The organism is Halomicrobium zhouii (genome assembly GCF_900114435.1).
Classification (GTDB): domain Archaea; phylum Halobacteriota; class Halobacteria; order Halobacteriales; family Haloarculaceae; genus Halomicrobium; species Halomicrobium zhouii.
Genome location: NZ_FOZK01000002.1, coordinates 816,896 through 833,237, shown reverse-complemented (window position 1 = coordinate 833,237; position 16,342 = coordinate 816,896). Strand labels below are relative to the sequence as shown.

Below are 16,342 nucleotides of genomic sequence, written 5' to 3'. Positions count from 1 at the left end.
CGACACCCACAGCTACTGGAACTGTATCGCAAAAGCGGCCGGAACGGCCTAGAAGAGGTCGTCGACGGCCGACTGGGCCGCCAGCGCGGCGTCCTCGGCGACCTGGTCTTCGTCGGCGCGCGCGTCGGGCGCGTGGACGTAGACGTCCACTTCCAGCACGCCGTCGTCGAACGTGACGGTCACGTCGTAGTCGTCGAGCTCGCTCTTCGAGTACCGCGAGAGGACGACCCCCTCGGCGGCGCCCGACGCGACCTCGACAACGTCCTCGTCGGTGGGACCGTCGGCCGGGGCGTCCCCGCCGTCGGTCGAACTCTCCGTCGTCTCACCGTCGGTCGGCATTTACGCGCCGCCGGCGCCCGGGCCCGGTGCGCCGCCGGGGCCGCCACCGCCGCCGAGCATCTGCTGGAGCTCGCTCTGGAGGTCCTCGAACTGCTCGCGGACGCGGTCCTCCTGCTTCTGGAGCGTCTCGGTGCGGACTTCCAGGCTGTCGACCTTCTCCTCGAGGTCTTCCTGGGCCTCGGCGTAGTCGGTCTTGACGAGCAGCTCGCCGACCTCGCGGTACATGGTGGCGTCCTCGTCGATGTCGTCGAGTTCGTTCAGTGCGGTCTCGGACTCCTGCAGCGACGTCTCGGCCTGCTGCTTCTGGGCGGCGACCTGCTGTGCCGTCTCCTGAAGGTCCTGCAGTTCCTCGAGTTTCTCCTGTGCTTCCGGCGGCAGATTACCCTGCATGGTCGGAGGGTTGAGTCCCTCACTGAAAAACCATTGCTTTGTCACCCATACTCGGCCCGGGGGTGGAAGACGAGCGCCAGCGGGAGACGGAGTGGACGGGCGCGGGGACGGACAGGGTGCGGGACGGGCGCGGGGACGGACGGCGGGCGGAGTGTGGGACGCTACCGGTCGGTGACGGCCTCGGCGTGTTCGGCCCACTTCTCCAGCGTCGGGTTCCCCCAGTAGCAGACCGACTCGCTGCGGACGTCGAAGTCCAGGACGCCGGCCTCGTCCATTCGGGGGAGGTGGTCGTGGACGAGGGACTCTCGGATTGCTTGTTCGCGCGTTTCGGAGGCGTCGATCTCGTCGTCGCTGACGCGCCGCGCGACTGCGGCGGCGAGCGTATCGACGTGGACGGAGTTCGACCCGGTCGTCACGAAGTATCGACAGACAGTCCGGCGTCGCCAGTCGGCCAGCAACCCGAATACGTCGTCGACCATCGGCGCGGTGAGACCACGGTCACACGGGGTCATGCCGCGCCAGTCCTCGCTTTCCGGGCCAGACGGGGACTGTTCGGTCATTGGTTCGCGTCTGATCTATACCCGCGTGGTAACTATCAAGAATACGCCTAGCCACCTAGGTTTTACTCGCCAAAGAGTGCATCCAGGATGTTGCGCTCGGCGCGCCGGAGGTGCTGGTGGAGCGTCGGCGAGGCGATGCCGAGCGACTCGGCCAGTTCCTCCGCGGTCGTATCTCGAGGCCAGGCGTAGTAGCCCGCCAGGTATGCCGCCTGGAGGACCTCCTGCTGGCGGTCGGTGAGAGACTCCGTCACGCCGATTCCCTCCCGGCCGTCGAGCCTGGAGCGATCACCCTCGGTCTTGGTGACGAGCGTCGCGCCCGGGTTCGACCGACGGACGGCCTCGTGGATGGCCCTGACGTCGGCGTCGCTGGGCGCTTCGACGACGATTCGAGTGGATGCGGGGGTTATCACGGCGGCCTCCAGCCGGGCCCCGACTTCCGAGAGTGCCGAGCGTAGCGACCAGGGCGTCCGGAGTTCGACCACGCCCGCGTCGGACCCTTCGGCCCGGATGACGCGGGCGCCGGTGACGGCGTCGCTCTCGACCGCGGCGTCCGCGACCGCCTCGACCGAGGCCCCGTCGACGGCGAGATACTGGAGCACGTCCTCGCCGAGGTCGACCGATCCGACGATCTCCAGCCGACAGTCACAGGCCTGTGCCAGCCAGACGAGGCGCGCCTCGTCACTGTCGGCCCGGAACTCCAGTTCGACGGTGACGTCCTCCTCGAGCAATCGCCTGTTCTGGACGGCCGTCATCGCGAACCCGATGGTATCACCGAGCAGGTGGAACCGGTCGGTCAGCGCGTCGCCGAAGGCCTCCGGTCGGTCGCCGTAGACGGCGAGGACGCCGTGGACGGTTTCGCCGTGGATCAGCGGGATCGTCGCCAGCGAGTAGAGGTCGTGGGACAGCGCCAGCGAACGCCAGACGTCCTCCCGGTCGCCGTCCCGGAGGTCCGCGGCCAGCTTGACGTCGCCCGTCCGGACAGCGCGCATCGCCGGACCGCCCGTCGCCCCATCCACGGACGCCGACGCCAGCAAGTCGTGGAGGTACTGCCTGGGCTCGCCCACGACGGTGCCCGGAACGATGCGGTCGCTGGCACCCTCACGATTGCCGACCCACGCCAGGGTCACGCCGTCGACCTCGAGGAAGCACTCACACACTGCCTGTTCGAGTTCGTCGCGCGAGGAGACCTGCCCCAGTTCCCGGACGACGTTCTGGACGAGCGCGTCGGCGCGGTTGATGCGCGCCAGTTCGTCGCGTCGCTCCGCGAGTTCTCGTTCGCGCTTTCGACGTTCGGTGACGTCGCGCGCGACGCAGACGAACCCGTCGAAGTCCGTCTCGTCGCCGGCCAGGACGGTGTAGTTGACCGACACCGGAACCGGGTCGCCGTGACAGTCGAGGAACGTCCGGTCCCCCGCGCCGCCGGTGTCCTCGGAGTCGACCACGTTCTTGATGTCCCGCTGGGCCGCGTGCAGTTCACCCTCCGCGAATATCTCCGCGGCGTGTTTCCCGATCAGGTCCTCGGGGTCGTAGCCGAGCATCGAGGCGAAGGCCTCGTTGGTGAACACGACGACGCCGTCGGCGTCGAAGACGTAGAGCCCGTCGCGGGCCTGCTCGACGAGGAGCTCGTACAGCCCCGAGCGAGTCTCGCGCTCGACCCTGTCGGTCACGTCCTCGAACACGTCCAGCCGGCGCTCGTCCGGGATCCGGTGGCTGGCGTATCGATAGTAGCGCAGCACTGGACCCTCGTCGTCCGAGCCCGCACTGGCCGAGCCCGCGTCGTCTGTCTCGACTGTCACCAGCGACGTACCGGGGTCCGGGACATCCCCGAACACCGCGGCGAGCCGGTCGTCGAAGTCCCCGTCCGGAACGTCCGCCGCAGCGACCGGAAACGTCGTCTCGAAGGGGCGGCTGGCCCAGGCGAGGTCGCCGTCGTCGACGACGAAACACGCGATGTCCTCGTCGGCGTCCCCCAGCCGGGTGAGCGTCCGCGCGAGCGATTCGTCGTCCCCGTCCGGTCCCGCCCCGGCGAACTGTCGGGCCTTGTCGACGAGCATCGCCAGAATCCGCTCGTCGGTCCCCTTCTCCAGGACCATCGTCGCCGCCGCGACGACCGGGTCGGTGTCCGCGTCCCGACCGGCCCTCGTGAAGGAGACGATGGGGCACGACGCCGCCTCGACCAGTGCGCTTCGGTCGGCGGCCGGGAGGTCACCGCCGACGACGAGACAGCCCCACCCGGCGGACCGGAGCGTGTCGACCGCGGCCCCGGCGTCCGTCGTCCCGACGAGCTCGACGTCGGAGTACTCCCCTTCGACGTACCTGGCGACCGTCGCCATCGTCTCCTCGTCGGCGTCGACGTAGAGGAGTCTCGTCGCCGCCTCGCCCTGCACCACCCGGTAGTCCGCTTCGAGCTCACTCACCATACGTCGGCGTCCTCGCCGTGGTCGTCCCCCCACGATCTGTTCATCTACGTGACACCCGGAGTTACAGCAGTATAATAGTTCGCCGCCACGCCCCACGTCGACCCGGCCCCAGAACCAGTGCGTCGACGGGAACGAGTGCGTCGACGGGCTCGCTCGGCTGCGACTACGGAATATCGGCCGCACCAGCCCGCTCGGCCACGCCCACCAGCGTCGACCAGGTGTTGACGCCCGCCCGGAGCGCGACGAGGTCGGCCGCCGCGACTCGCACGCTCACGACGGCGCCGTCCCGGTCGAGCGTCGCCGTCGTGCGGTCGCCGTCGATGTCGCCGACTTCCGGCCGGACGCTCCGCTCGACCCGGCGCGCCCGCTCGCCGTCGTCGTATTCGAAGGAGAGAATCGCCTCGTGGTCCACGCTACCGCCCCCGGACTACTTGACTTCGACTTCCTTGACGTCGCGCGAGCGCTCCTTCAGCAGCACGCGGTGGCCGCAGTACGGACAGCGGACGCCGCCGTACTCGTCGAGCGTCACGTCGCGCTTGCAGCGGGAACACTTGTAGCTCATTATTCCTCGTCGTCGGCGAGCGCCGCGCGGATGGACCGGCGAACGGTCTTCCCGCCGGGGGTCTGCGGTCGGTACGTGCCACCGGTGTACTTGTAGCCGCAGTAGCCGCACTCCCAGATACCCGTGCCCTGGCGGTCGACGCGGTCCTTCCCGCACTCGGGGCACGCGTGGTCGTCGTTCATGTCGGACTCGATGTCGGCGACCCGGCGGCGGGCGACGCGCCCGTAGCGGGCGCCGAAGCGACCGGCGCTGCCGGTCCGTCCCTTGTTACTGGCCATAGTATCGACTAATCGGCACAGCGGCCAAATAAACCTGTTGAGTTGCGGCTAGGAGAGACGTGGAAGTGAGTCGAAGACGACAGCAGGAGAGACGAAGAAAATAACTCGAAAGCCCCGGCCCGTTGCGCTCCCGCGGCTCGCTGCGCTCCTTCCGGTGCTTACGTCGCCGGGGTTCGCGCAACGGACCGCCCCTTTCAGTCCCACCCATTCGGTTGACCAGTCCGTCGAGACGCTCACTCCTGAAGCTCAGTCTCCTGGAGGGCGTCGTTGAGGTCGGCGCGGACGCGCTCGCCGAGTTCGCGGTCGCCGGCGGTCGTGACGATGCGGTTCTCCTGGACGGAGGAGCCGTCGCGGATGAGCAGGCGGACGTTGCCGTGCTGGTCGGCGCGGGTCGCCTTGGCCCGGACGCCAGTTCGGGACCCCGACCCGCCGGCGTCGATGGGGCCGGGGATGACCTTCTTCACGTGCGGGTGGGCGGCGACGGTTTCGAGGGCGCGCTTGCCAGCGCGGCCGCCAACGAGCGTCGAGTGCGAGCCACCGAGCTTCTCGGAGAGGGAAGCCTCGACGACTTCCAGGGCCGGTTCGCCGCGGCGTTCGACGACGTGCTCGACCGGGTTCTCGGCCTCGACGCGGTAGAAGGGGTAGTGAAGCTGTGACCGGACCGCGGCGACGACGTCGCGGTCGCCGGTGACGTACACCTCCTCCGGGCGCTTACGGCGGACCTCGTCGGCGATCAGTCCCGCGAAGTTCCGGAGTTCGACGACGTTCGACTCACCGTCGTCTTCGTCCTCCGGCGTCGTCGTTATCGTCCGGGCGCCGACGACGTCCTCGTCGAGGAGGGCAGTGACAGTCGCCCGGTCCCTCTCGAGTTCGAGGACCACGGTGTCGGCGTTGGCCGTCCGGCAGACCAGGCAGTAGTCGCCCGGTCGGTCCAGCGACGACGCGCACTGCCGACACTCCATTGTCGGAGCGTCACTTCCGAACGTGGATAAGCGGGACGATTCGGGCGAAAGAGCGTGTCAACTGAGTTTAGGCTCCCGAGACCCGCCGCGCTCCGTCCCACTGTGGCCGGAACTCCTCGTACACCTCGTCGGCGAACTCGGGGTCCTTCAGGTCGATCATCGCGAACGTCGACCCGCCCATCGGGTGGGGCACCTCGATACAGACCTCGACGTCGTCGATTAACTCGAACGTCGACGTTATCTCGTCGCTGGCCCGGTAGTTGAACCGGTCGTAGTTCTGGAGGCGGCGCTGGTAATCGCGCCCCCGCTCGGTCGGGATGTGCTCGTAGAACGCCGGCGGGAGCAACATGAACACCTCGACGCCGCGTTCGAGGGCGCGTTCGATCTCGTCGACGATACGGTCGGCGGCCTCGGTGACGTCGAACTGCTGGGAGGGGACCGAGCCGACCATCACGATGCGGTCGTCGGCGGCCGCCAGACGCTCGACGAGCAGGTCGACGGTCTCCTCCGGGCCGACGGCGGCCGTCCAGAACGGCTCGTCGACGGGGTCGGCCGATTCCATCTGGTCGGCGAGTTCGTCGACGATGGACTCGTACTGGCTGGCCTTCTCCTCGAGCTGGCGCTTACGGTCCTCCAGCAGCCTGTCGAGGGCGGTCTCCGGTTCGACGGCGACGAACTTCTTCGGCCGGCTGGCGGCCTGACTCCGGACGAGGTTCAGCGTCTCCAGGCTGTTGAGCACGTCGTAGATGCGTCCCATCGGGACGTCGCTCGCGCGTGACAACTCCTTGGCCGTTGTCGGGCCAGTGTCGAGCAGCGATCGAAACGCGCGGGCTTCGTACTCCGAGAGGCCGAGGTCGCGCAGGTTGGGCATACCAGTCGTTCTCGGTCCCCATCCAAAAACGCACCGCCGGTTTGACCGGGTTGTCAGTTGCCGACCTCGCGGAGGACACGGCTCACTCGCCGGTCAGGAGCGCTTCGAGTTCGGCCGGCGACTCGGCCGTGCCGGTCACCTCGCCGTCGACGCGCTGCTCGGCCACGTCGTCTAGATTTGCTGCGTCGGGCACCACGACTGACTCGTGGTCGGCGAGTCGGAGCGCGGCGCGGTGGAGGTCGCTCCCCGCCAGTGCGCCGACGCGGACGCTCGCCGGTTCCAGCAGTCGGGACGCGACGCTCGCGTACGCCGCCACCTCGACGCCCATCCGGTCGGCCGCGCCGGCGAAGGCGGCGATGGCCTCCTCGGCAGCGGTTCGGTACTCCTCGTCGCCGGTGAGCTCGGCCAGGTCCGCCAGCGCGTCGGCGAGTTCGACGGTGGCGTCGAGGGGATACTGGGGCTCGGAGAGCAGACCCGCGCCCGTCACCGGCCCGTCGCGGAACGCGCCGTTCTCGGCCTGGAGTTCGTCCACGGTCCAGTCCGCGACGGCGGTGGCGGGGCCGCCCTCGCCCAGCACCTGCCACGACGTCGTCAGCCCCTGGAGCACGCGGGCCTGGTCGAGCAGCAGGCCGCGCTCGCCGACGTCGCCTGCGTCCGGGTCGGCGTAGTGGATCACCGCGCCGTCGTCGTCGACCAGCTGTTCGACCACGTGGTCGCGGGCGCGCTCGGCGTACCGCTGTGCGCGCTCGTCGTCGGTGTAAGCGACGTAAGTGCAGAGCGCGTCGACGGCGACGCCGTTGCGGTCCGCGAAGACGGTGTCGTCGACGTGGGGCGCGTCGGCGTCTTCCCGCTCGGTCGCCTGGAGCTGCGTGTAGGAACTGTCGCCGGCCTGGCTGCCGGCGAAGGCCTCAGCCTCGCCATTCCACAGCGTCGTCGTCAGGTAGTCGAGGGTTCCCTCGGCCGTCTCGCGGTAGGCCTCCTCGCCGGTGTAGCGGTAGGCGTGGGCGAACGCTCGCAGGATGGCCGCGTTCTCGTCGAGCAGTTTCTCGCTACGGGCATCCGACCAGTCGCGGTTGGCGGCGAAGCGGTAGAAGCCGCCGTCGTAGGTGTCCCGGAGGTGGGTCCGGATGGCTTCCAGCGTGCGGGTGGCCTGGTCGCGTGCGCGGACGAGGGCGAACTCGACGGTGCGGGCCATCGGGAACTTGACGTCGCTGCCCCAGCCACCGAACTCCTCGTCGTAGGCGCCCAGCAACTGTTCGACCATGTGCTCCTCGATTCGGGGGGTGACCTCACCCGCGGGCGGGACGCCGGCCCCGACCGAGCGGGGGACCGAGCCGGCAGCCTCCCCCTTCGCGTCCCACGTCTCGCGCACGCCGTCGAGGATGTCCCGGAAGCCGTCCGGGCCGAGGTAGGTCGCCCCGGAGAGCACCTTGCCGTCTGGCGTGAGGAACACCGTCGACGGGAAGCCGCCCATGTTGTATCGCTCGCGGACGCGCGGGTGGCGGTCGGCGTCGACCCGGACCGGGACGAAACCGTCGTTGACGTTGGCGGCGATGCGCGGTTCGCCGTAGGTCCGCCGGTCCATCTCGCGACACTCCGAACTCCACGGCACGGTCAGCGCCAGGAGCAGGGGCTTGCCGGCCTCGGCGGCGTCCTCGAACGCCGCGGGGCCCCACTCGCGCCACTCGACCTTCGTGTCCGCAGCGAACTCGTCCATACTCGCGCTACGTGAGAGGACGGAAAGTACCTTGCACTCTCCGGCGACGAGGCGTCCGGGACGACCAACGGCGGATATCGCATAAACGGCCCTCACCAGCGCGGGGGAACGGACTTGTGACCGGCGGGCCAACCCTCGAACGATGGCTACTAGCCACGGCGACGGCGAGGCCGAGCGACGGGTGGAGCGGGCGCCCGGTGAGACGCCGCCGGGTCCCGACGGGGTGCCGCTGGCGGGTAACACCTTCCAGTTCGTCCGCGACCCCTTCGCGTTCTACGAGCGCTGCCGGGAGGAGTTCGACAGCGACGTGGTCCACTACCGCATCGCGGGCACCAACGGCTACATGCTCACCCATCCCGACGACATCCAGACCGTCCTCGTCGAGCGCGACCGCGACTTCGTCAAGGGGACCGTCGTCGAGCAGTCGATCGGCGCGATCGCGCCGACGGGGCTCATCTCGACTAGCGGCGCGGAGTGGCAGCGGGACCGGAACCTCATCCAGCCCGCGTTCTACCGCGAACGCATCGAGACCCACGCGCCGATGATGGGCGAGTACGCCAGCGGGTTCGCGGATAGCCTGCCCTCGGGTGAGCCTGTCCGTATCGACGACCGGCTGAAGGGGCTCACGCTCGACGTATTGGCCAAGACGCTCCTCGACGTCGACGTCCGCGACAAGCAGACCGCCATCGGCCACGCCAGCGAGACCATCGCCGAGCGCTTCGACACCTCGGGGTTCTCGGCGTACCTCCCGCTCTGGGTGCCCACGCCCGCGAACCTGCGCTGCAAGCGCGCGGTCCAGGACTTTTTCGACGCGGTGGACGAGATTATCGCTGAGAGGCAGGCCGAAGACGAGGAACGCGACGACCTGCTCTCCCTGCTCCTGGAGCGAGAGTACCCGGACGGGACCACCATGGAGCCCCAGCGCGTGCGCGAGCAACTGATGACCTTCCTGTTCGCCGGCCACGAGACGACGGCGCTCACGCTGACCTACGCGATTTTCTTGCTCGCGACGAACCCGGAGAAACAGGCCCGCGTCCACGAGGAACTGGACGCGCTGGGCGGTGGGACGCCGACGGCTGCGGACCTGGCCGACCTGCCCTACCTGGAGCAGGTCATCCAGGAGGCCCTGCGGCTCTACCCGCCCGCGTTCGTCATCTTCCGCGAGCCGACGAACGACGTCGAACTCGGCGGGTACACGATTCCCGCGGGGTCGACACTCTCGCTCCCCCAGTGGAACGTCCACCGGGATTCCAGGTGGTACGACGACCCCGAGCAGTTCCGTCCCGAGCGCTGGACGGAGTCGATGGAGGAGGAATTGCCGGAGTACGCCTACTACCCCTTCGGCGGCGGCCCGCGCCACTGTATCGGCATGCGATTCGCCACGATGGAAGCCCGGTTGATCCTGGCGACGCTCTGCCAGCGCTTCGAGTTCGAGTCTGTGACGGAGGCGCCGCTCGACCTCTCGATGCAGATCACCCTGCAGCCGAGCGATGGTATCGACGTGATTCCTCGCGCGAGGTGATGTGAAGAGTACGAACGATACAGCTACGAGGACTGCGATCACGTCCAGCAACAACTCGAAAGCCCCGAGAGGCTCCACTCGAGGGGCTCGCTGCGCGCGTTCGCTAGCGCTCACGTGCTTACGTCGCCCGCCTTCGCGGAGCCTCTCGCCCCTTTCATCCCCACCCGCGATGCATGACGAACGATCCACTAGAAGTCGGCTGGATGAACAACCGGTGGGTGGGACTGAAAGGGGCCGACCGCTCGGGGAAGGCGGGTGCAGTAAGCACCGCAACGAAGTGAGGAGCGCAACAAGCCCCCCGACCCGAGCGGGAGGGGGCTTTCGAGTTGTTAGAAGCATTAGTTGGACTCACGGTTCGCGAAACTCCACCGTTTATTCCAGCGATGGGCACACCTAGCACGAAAACGGTTTGAGGCGTCACCGTCAAGACGAGGTATGCTGCGCGTCATCGCGGTGTTGCTGTTGATACCGCTGCTCGACGTCGTCCTGCTGGCAGTGGTGGGCCAGCAGTTCCTGGGCTGGCCGGTGACTATCCTCATCGTCGTCCTGACCGGGCTGCTGGGAATGTTGCTCGTCCGCGCCGAGGGGCGCCACACCCTCAGCGAGATACAGCGCAAGCTGGCGACGGGGGAGATCCCGACCGACGAGGTTATCGACGGCGGGTTGCTCATCGCCGCGGGCGCGTTCTTCCTCACGCCCGGCCTCGTGACGGACGCGCTGGCGCTGTTGCTGGCCATCCCGTTCACGCGCTGGCCCGTGCGCGTCGCCGCGAAGAAGTGGGTCATCACGCCCTACATCGACGCCAAGTCCGGCGGGTTCGCGACGGGGAACGTCTACATCGGCGGGTTCCCCGGCGACGACGACACCGACCGCGTGGGCTTCGGCGGGATGGGGCGACCGGGTCCCGACGGCGCCGGCGGCGCTGGCGGCGGCGAGAGCAGTGGATTCGACCACGACAACGCCACCGACATCGACTTTGAGGAGAAAGGTGACGAGTGAGCGGTCGGGTGGTACTGTGGCGCATTCGAGGCCGGAGTAGTAACGCTTAACAGTAGCCCTCGGATACATTCTGATGCGCTCAGCGGGCCAATAGCTCAATCAGGTTGAGCGCTCGGCTGATAACCGGGAGGTTCGCGGTTCAAATCCGCGTTGGCCCATCCCGATTCCACACGGCCTTTGGCCGGACGGAAACGGGCCGCTCAACTCCCCAGCCACCTAATCTCGGCGCCATAACGATTCTGAGCCCCCGGCTCAAAAAGATAATCCGAACAGGGTAGCAAGCGCGCACCCACCACGTCTTGCGACGGCATTAGTCGGAGGTGGGTCAGCGTGAGTCAGCCCGCCAGCCCACAGCAGCGGGTCGACGTCGAGACCGCCGTCCGGAACCGCTCGCAGTACGCGACGGCACTCCACCGGCAGGACCCCGACAGCGACGACGTGCAGCCGGCCTGTCCGGAGGCCGACTACCGGGAAGACGCCGAATGGACTGACGTCCCGGTCGCCGCGTACGCCGGCCACTACGGGATGTGTGGAAATCCCGAGTGTTTCGGGGGTGAGTGGCGGTGAAGCACCAGGCCACCCTCTGCGAGTTCGAGGAGGACCTGTCTGGGCTCTCCGGCGCGCAACGCGAAGTCTTCCTGGCTATCGAGCAAGATGGCTACGGGGTTCGAGAGTACGCCCGGAAAACCGGGCGAGCACCGGGTACTGTGGGCAACGTGTTGCGTCGCGCTCGTACCGGTTGGAGGTGGATAATGCAGCGTGAGATTCAGCGAGTAGAGGCGGCCCGGCCTGGAACCCTGGCTATCGACTCGTCACGAGGGGCTCTGTCGCGACTCACTGCTCGTTTCTATCGTCGGAAGATCCCGTCTCGTCTATCCGTTCACCAATTCGAGATTCGTGGTATTCCCGGCCAAAGTACCCACGCAGAGCCATCGTCGTGCCGATATAGGCCCCAACTGCGACGACGGCGACGTCGATCAAGTTTATCACTATGCCTGAGACCATATTCCGAAACTCGTTGCCAGCTGTTTATCTATAGTCATTTCACCGTAGTGAAAGCCAGTCGAGGTGGTCCCGGTAAGGGATAGATGAGTGTTCATCCGGGCCTCCCGTCTCTACGACGTAGAATCGGGTGATGCTGTCCCTTGGGACTGGTCGAAGCGCCAGCCCGCGACGGAGTCCCAGCGGGAAGTCGAGCGGGCCTTCGCCGACGTGGAGGGCGACTAATGCGAAGGAACCTCTCTCACGACCGCGAGCGGTTCCCCGGGCTGCGCGAGCAGCTCGGCGAGGACCCGGCGCGGTGGCTCGACGCGGAGATCCTCGGGATCGGGTCGAAGCACGTCGACGGGCGGTCTCGCATGGTCCGCGACCGCATCGAGAGTCTCGACCGCATCGAGGTGGTCCGGGCCTGGAAGGCCGTGGAGCGCCGGCTAGATCGTGGCGACGATGGTGGCCCACGGTCGGGAATCATCGAAGCGCTCGACGAGCGCGAGGCAGACCTGGACGAGATCGGCGAGCGGCCGAACCGCCTCGAAGGCCGTGACGAACCTCGTGACCTGCCGCCAGTCGAGACGATCTGGCCGATGCAGGTCTCGATGTCGCACCGGGCAACGGTAGCGGACCGTTCGTCGAGGATGCGTACTTCGGCCCTGAGGTGGATCACTCCGGACCGGATCCGGTGACGCTGTACCTGACGCGAGTCGAGCAACAACAGGAGAGTGTGGTCGTGCGGCATCTCTCAGACGGCCTCTCGCCGGTGCAGTGGGATTCTTTGGAGATGCTGGTGACTGACGGGGGCGAAGTGTCGCCAGCCGATATCGCGGACCAGTACGGCCGCCACGTCGAAAGCGTCCGCCGTGCGCTCCGCGAGATGAAAGATCTCGTCGTCAGCGAGTACGCCGACGTGAAGCTCCGGTCGGAGTACGTCGCGGAGATGGTGCATGAAGCGGTGAAAGAGGCCCGCGATGCGACCCGACGGGCTGTCGAGACCACTGCGAAGGCCGCAGAAGCCGCTGAGCGTGGGCTGGGCGAGACGATGAGCGCGTTTATCGCCTGGGCCGCACGCCACGGTGTCGACGTGAACGACGCCCGAGAGGCACAGATGACGCTCCGTTTTGACGGGACGAAGACGGTTACGAAGGCCGGCGAGTCACTCCGCGAGGGATTCCGGGTGTGGACAGATGCCGGACTGCCAGAAGAACGGTTCCGGCAGGCAACCGTACGGTTCCCCGACGGGAGTGTCGGCCAGGCTTGGCGGTTCCTGAACACCGGGTAGCGCCGGGCCTGGCCAGAGGCATCACTGTTCAACACCCCGAAAACACCGCCATTTTCGCCGCTTTTTCGCCGTCCCAGCCACGGTGACGATCTCGAGGAGCGTGGGCTGGTCACTGAGCCAAGAGCCTGGCCGCTTCGAATCCAACCCGGTGGGTTGTATTCCGCTTTAGAGGTGTGGCTAAGGCCACATCATCAAAATACACCGCAGTTCTAAATTCGGATCTTCGTACAAGCCCGAGGGGAATACTGAGATAGCATCAACATTTATCAGTGACCAATACATTTTGTATCTAATTATATCCGGATGGTAGGTACAATACCACAAATTGAGCTAGAAATTGGCTGGTCGGACTGGGTGCCGCTATTTCCCACGGACGAGTTAGATCCGATACCAAAGAAGCCAGGAATATACCGGGTGTCTCATATTCGGACAAACGGAATCTATTTGATCGCGTTAACGGGTCGGGACTTACGGGAGCGTATTCAGCATCTCGGGTATGGAATCGGTTCAGATGAACGACCCAGCAGAGAGATGCACACTGCAGGGCCTGTTTTGTGGGATCTGAGGAACTCCCTCGGTCCAGAATTTATTGTGTCTTGGAGCGAGATGGGGGACGACTCGATTGAAGATATTGAGGGTGTCTGGGCTGCAAGCCTGGCAAGATATCACGCTACTACCGGACACTCACCTATAGCGAACTTTGGCAATACAGTAAATCTTAGCGGGGATTTGCCCAATGCAGAACTTCAAGAACGCTCAAGAATTGAGGATGGATTGAGACACCGGCACATCGATTATAGTAATTTATCTTGGGACAACTGGAATGAAGTAACGGGTTCAGAATGGATGGGACTGAATTGGTCTAAAGAGTATGCGGTACATGATGAATTCTCAGATCCACTTCCAGCATCTCCGGGAATCTACCGAATAAGAGAACCAGAGAGCGAACGCCTCGATTATATTGAGGCCACGCGGAATATCCGAAACAAGGCACACGATGTATTAACAGAAGTACATAAGGACACATTGGTTTCCTTTACTGAAATGGATATAGTCGCGTCTCCAAGACCAAATGAGATTGAGGTGATTCTCTTGGGAGCTCACTATTTCTCAGAAAAGTCGATTCCAGAATCTGGCGGTGAGACTCTGTCTGACTTGACAGACAAAGCAAAAGGATTTCTCAACCGGTCTGAAGATGACGATATTGAATTGAAGAAAGGCGATTTGGACCATCAATCAACTACCCAGGAACTCGTTGCATTGGCTAACAGTGGCGGCGGTGAGCTATTTGTCGGCGTATCAAATAGTGGAGAGATTGTCGGGGTCTCAAATATCGATGATGTTGAGAACATTATCACAGATTGGGTTACAACTACTATCGAACCAAGTCTACGAGTCCAAACCTATAGGCCGGAAATTGACGACACCAAGATCCTTTGGGTTAGGGTCCCACCAGCGAAAGATAGACTCTACAGCGCAAATGGCGTATTCAAATACAGAACTGGTTCTAGAAAAGATCAGTTGGGATGGAATGATATTGAAGAATTCATAGGCGATAATCCACAGATATTACTACGAATTCTCCAGAGGTCCGAGATCGACGAAGAAGAAATTTCACTCTCATATTAGTCGAGAGGCGACCTATTCGCGCGTCTTATATATACACTCCTCTCCTGTTCTCCCGGCATAGCCCATGGAGTGCAGTCGCTCGCCACCAGGCGAGCAGCCGTCATGGGCGACGAGTGGGAGAATAAACGTGAACGTCACACCGCCTTCTGTCGGTATGAGAACCAGATCCGTTCACTAGAATACTCTCTATCATCCCCTTTCAACTCTTCAGAATATCAGGAAGCCCGTTTTCAGGCTTGGAGTCACCTAATTCGTGCATTCGTAATTGAAAGTTGCCGCGGTTGATGTACTATTGAGTACGGGAGGGGGGATGCAACGTGCAACGGCGCAATCCGACCGCCGTACAGTGGTCAAATCGAGGAGACATTGCACTCGATTCGACGCCTCACGTCCTAATGATGAGCGACCGCCTCCGTTCATAATGAACTGTCCGCAAGACCGCTGCTACCTTTCTTTTCCCGGCGAAAGCGAGTATTCCAGTCGTGCAACGAAATTTGAGCAGCAACCGGCGAAGTGCAAGGGCGGTGATCTGAGCATGGGCGCGAAACATTACTGCTTGCTGGACAACGGCGGCACTGGGGCCCGGCACTACGAGATTGCCGAGAGCCGCGTACCTCTCGACGTGCTTCCGGAGTACGGCCTGGTCGAGCGGGCGGCAAGTGGCCCGGCAATCCACCGAGCTCCGGCGCCCAGTGAGCTAAGCGACGAATCGAAGAACCCGTTACCGATTCGGCCAGCATGCCGATCTGGCCGGCAGCCCTACCGGACTGACCACCTGGGGCGCGAGGAGACGAAAGAGTACAAGCGCGTCACCATCGCGCGGCGGCTCCCTTTTGATAGCTACGCGCTATGCAGCAATCCCGAGTGCTTCCATGGAATAACTGTCAGGGACGCATAGAGCGGCTCTGTTTAAGCTCTTAGGAGGAGACATAAACGGCCTGCTGAATAGAGAGAGTGTATCCAGCGAACAAATACTGACCCTTTGTGTCCAGATAGTGAATTAATATGGAGTGCGATTATTGGTTTAGTACATGCTCTCAGACATCAAGGAAGGGTTCAAACACGTAAACATAGAAGTTCTAATAGTTTTTCCGTTGGCAATATTCGCTATCGGCGCAGCGCCCCCTATTTTAGAGATGCTCAATACGCGCACGCCACTCTATGAAATATTGATAGCATTTGTTGCAGCATTAGTGACTGCCATCGAAATTCTCCGAGTGAGGGGTAAATTAAGAGATGCTTCCACTTTGGGGTGAACAACTCCAGTTAGAGTGGTCACGCTCAGTTGATGGAAAAGCGCTGTCTAGTCATCACACCGCTCAGGACCCATCACCTGTAGAGGGTTTCCACAGAGCCGATAGAGCCTGTTACTAATCCACCGCCACCGTTTCCTTAACGTCGATCTCGTAGTAGCTGGGGACGCTCAACGTCTGGGCTATCTCCTGCTTTTGCCGGAGTGTCAAGTCTTCGCGGACGAGGACCTTCCGGATTCCGCTGTCGATGCGAACGGCGAATTCGGCGGACTGCATGAGTGCCGTGGTCTTGTTACAGCCCCAGAAGTCGGCAGCCTGCTCGATGGTGTCTTCCCGGCGGGCGTGCTTGCCGTCAGTGCGAATGCGCATACCGGGCACTCGTACACACGGGAGCGTAAACCAGGGGTAGCTTGGGTAACTCAAACCGGGTTAGCCTATAAGAAACACCGTAGCACATGCCCATCGCGGCCAGACGTCCCCCACTCAGCCGCTCGCACCGACCCGAGTATGCACACGGACTCCCTTGGCTCGTGTGCATATCGCGGCGAGCCGATTCCTCGACGCG

19 protein-coding genes, 1 tRNA gene and 1 pseudogene are annotated in these 16,342 nt (G+C 64.2%); 9 read left to right on the top strand and 12 right to left on the bottom strand.

What is annotated here, in order from left to right; translation table 11 throughout:
• Positions 1-48: 48 nt before the first annotated feature.
• From BM337_RS11280 to BM337_RS11235, 10 genes are all read right to left on the bottom strand, one after another.
• On the bottom strand, positions 49-339 hold the full coding sequence (locus BM337_RS11280; protein WP_089816701.1) for a DUF3194 domain-containing protein: 291 nt from the start codon (positions 337-339) through the stop codon (positions 49-51).
• A complete protein-coding gene (locus tag BM337_RS11275) occupies positions 340-729 on the bottom strand; it encodes a prefoldin subunit beta (protein WP_089816700.1) in 390 nt (129 codons plus the stop codon).
• A gap of 161 nt (positions 730-890) precedes the next feature.
• Positions 891-1,289 carry a DUF7344 domain-containing protein gene (locus BM337_RS11270; protein WP_089816699.1) on the bottom strand — a complete coding sequence of 133 codons (399 nt, stop codon included), beginning with the start codon at positions 1,287-1,289 and terminating at the stop codon, positions 891-893.
• Positions 1,290-1,351: 62 nt separating this feature from the next.
• On the bottom strand, positions 1,352-3,709 hold the full coding sequence (locus BM337_RS11265) for a bacterio-opsin activator domain-containing protein (protein ID WP_089816698.1): 2,358 nt from the start codon (positions 3,707-3,709) through the stop codon (positions 1,352-1,354).
• A 163-nt stretch (positions 3,710-3,872) separates the two neighbouring features.
• On the bottom strand, positions 3,873-4,121 hold the full coding sequence (locus tag BM337_RS11260; RefSeq protein WP_089816697.1) for a KEOPS complex subunit Pcc1: 249 nt from the start codon (positions 4,119-4,121) through the stop codon (positions 3,873-3,875).
• 15 nt (positions 4,122-4,136) lie between these two features.
• The gene (locus tag BM337_RS11255; RefSeq protein ID WP_089816696.1) at positions 4,137-4,271 is read right to left on the bottom strand and encodes a DNA-directed RNA polymerase subunit P; all 135 of its coding nucleotides are present in this window, start codon (positions 4,269-4,271) and stop codon (positions 4,137-4,139) included.
• Positions 4,271-4,549 (bottom strand): 50S ribosomal protein L37ae, encoded by a 279-nt coding sequence (locus tag BM337_RS11250; protein WP_089816695.1) that lies wholly within the window; start codon positions 4,547-4,549, stop codon positions 4,271-4,273. Before BM337_RS11250 ends, BM337_RS11255 begins: the two co-directional genes overlap by 1 nt.
• A 233-nt stretch (positions 4,550-4,782) precedes the next feature.
• On the bottom strand, positions 4,783-5,511 hold the full coding sequence (locus BM337_RS11245; protein WP_089816694.1) for a DUF2103 domain-containing protein: 729 nt from the start codon (positions 5,509-5,511) through the stop codon (positions 4,783-4,785).
• A 67-nt stretch (positions 5,512-5,578) separates the two neighbouring features.
• The gene (locus BM337_RS11240) at positions 5,579-6,382 is read right to left on the bottom strand and encodes a TrmB family transcriptional regulator (protein WP_089816693.1); all 804 of its coding nucleotides are present in this window, start codon (positions 6,380-6,382) and stop codon (positions 5,579-5,581) included.
• An 82-nt stretch (positions 6,383-6,464) separates the two neighbouring features.
• Positions 6,465-8,099 carry a DUF255 domain-containing protein gene (locus tag BM337_RS11235; RefSeq protein ID WP_089816692.1) on the bottom strand — a complete coding sequence of 545 codons (1,635 nt, stop codon included), beginning with the start codon at positions 8,097-8,099 and terminating at the stop codon, positions 6,465-6,467.
• Between the two features lie 142 nt (positions 8,100-8,241).
• Here BM337_RS11235 and BM337_RS11230 point away from each other — a divergent pair, with 142 nt between their 5' ends.
• The 5 genes and pseudogenes from BM337_RS11230 to BM337_RS21640 all read left to right on the top strand — a co-directional run.
• Positions 8,242-9,621, top strand: coding sequence for a cytochrome P450 (locus BM337_RS11230; protein WP_089816691.1), 1,380 nt, complete (start codon positions 8,242-8,244; stop codon positions 9,619-9,621).
• A 435-nt stretch (positions 9,622-10,056) separates the two neighbouring features.
• A complete protein-coding gene (locus tag BM337_RS11225) occupies positions 10,057-10,620 on the top strand; it encodes an FxsA family protein (RefSeq protein ID WP_089816690.1) in 564 nt (187 codons plus the stop codon).
• A gap of 84 nt (positions 10,621-10,704) precedes the next feature.
• Positions 10,705-10,778: transfer RNA gene (locus tag BM337_RS11220), tRNA-Ile, on the top strand.
• 172 nt (positions 10,779-10,950) lie between these two features.
• Positions 10,951-11,187, top strand: coding sequence for a hypothetical protein (locus BM337_RS11215; RefSeq protein ID WP_089816689.1), 237 nt, complete (start codon positions 10,951-10,953; stop codon positions 11,185-11,187).
• Positions 11,178-11,342 (top strand): annotated as a pseudogene (locus BM337_RS21640) (sigma-70 family RNA polymerase sigma factor); the annotation flags it as partial. The gene BM337_RS11215 and the pseudogene BM337_RS21640, both read left to right, overlap by 10 nt.
• Before the next feature lie 112 nt (positions 11,343-11,454).
• Here BM337_RS21640 and BM337_RS21635 read toward each other — a convergent pair.
• A complete protein-coding gene (locus BM337_RS21635; RefSeq protein ID WP_245778676.1) occupies positions 11,455-11,625 on the bottom strand; it encodes a hypothetical protein in 171 nt (56 codons plus the stop codon).
• A gap of 221 nt (positions 11,626-11,846) precedes the next feature.
• On the opposite strand from BM337_RS21635, the gene BM337_RS11205 reads away from it, so the two are divergent.
• The 4 genes from BM337_RS11205 (at position 11,847) to BM337_RS20665 (ending at position 15,780) form a co-directional block, all read left to right on the top strand.
• Entirely contained in the window at positions 11,847-12,302 is a 456-nt protein-coding gene (locus BM337_RS11205; protein WP_089816688.1) for a hypothetical protein, read from the top strand.
• A complete protein-coding gene (locus tag BM337_RS11200) occupies positions 12,299-12,895 on the top strand; it encodes a hypothetical protein (protein WP_245778654.1) in 597 nt (198 codons plus the stop codon). The genes BM337_RS11205 and BM337_RS11200 overlap by 4 nt, the downstream gene beginning before the upstream one ends.
• A 531-nt stretch (positions 12,896-13,426) precedes the next feature.
• Positions 13,427-14,524, top strand: a complete 1,098-nt coding sequence (locus tag BM337_RS11195; RefSeq protein ID WP_177227423.1) for an AlbA family DNA-binding domain-containing protein — start codon at positions 13,427-13,429, stop codon at positions 14,522-14,524.
• A 1,031-nt stretch (positions 14,525-15,555) separates the two neighbouring features.
• Complete coding sequence (locus BM337_RS20665) at positions 15,556-15,780, top strand: hypothetical protein (protein WP_143117712.1); 225 nt, start codon at positions 15,556-15,558, stop codon at positions 15,778-15,780.
• A 114-nt stretch (positions 15,781-15,894) separates the two neighbouring features.
• Here the strand turns inward: BM337_RS20665 and BM337_RS11190 are convergent, their stop codons facing one another.
• Positions 15,895-16,146 (bottom strand): DUF7692 domain-containing protein, encoded by a 252-nt coding sequence (locus BM337_RS11190; RefSeq protein ID WP_089816686.1) that lies wholly within the window; start codon positions 16,144-16,146, stop codon positions 15,895-15,897.
• Positions 16,147-16,342 lie beyond the last annotated feature (196 nt).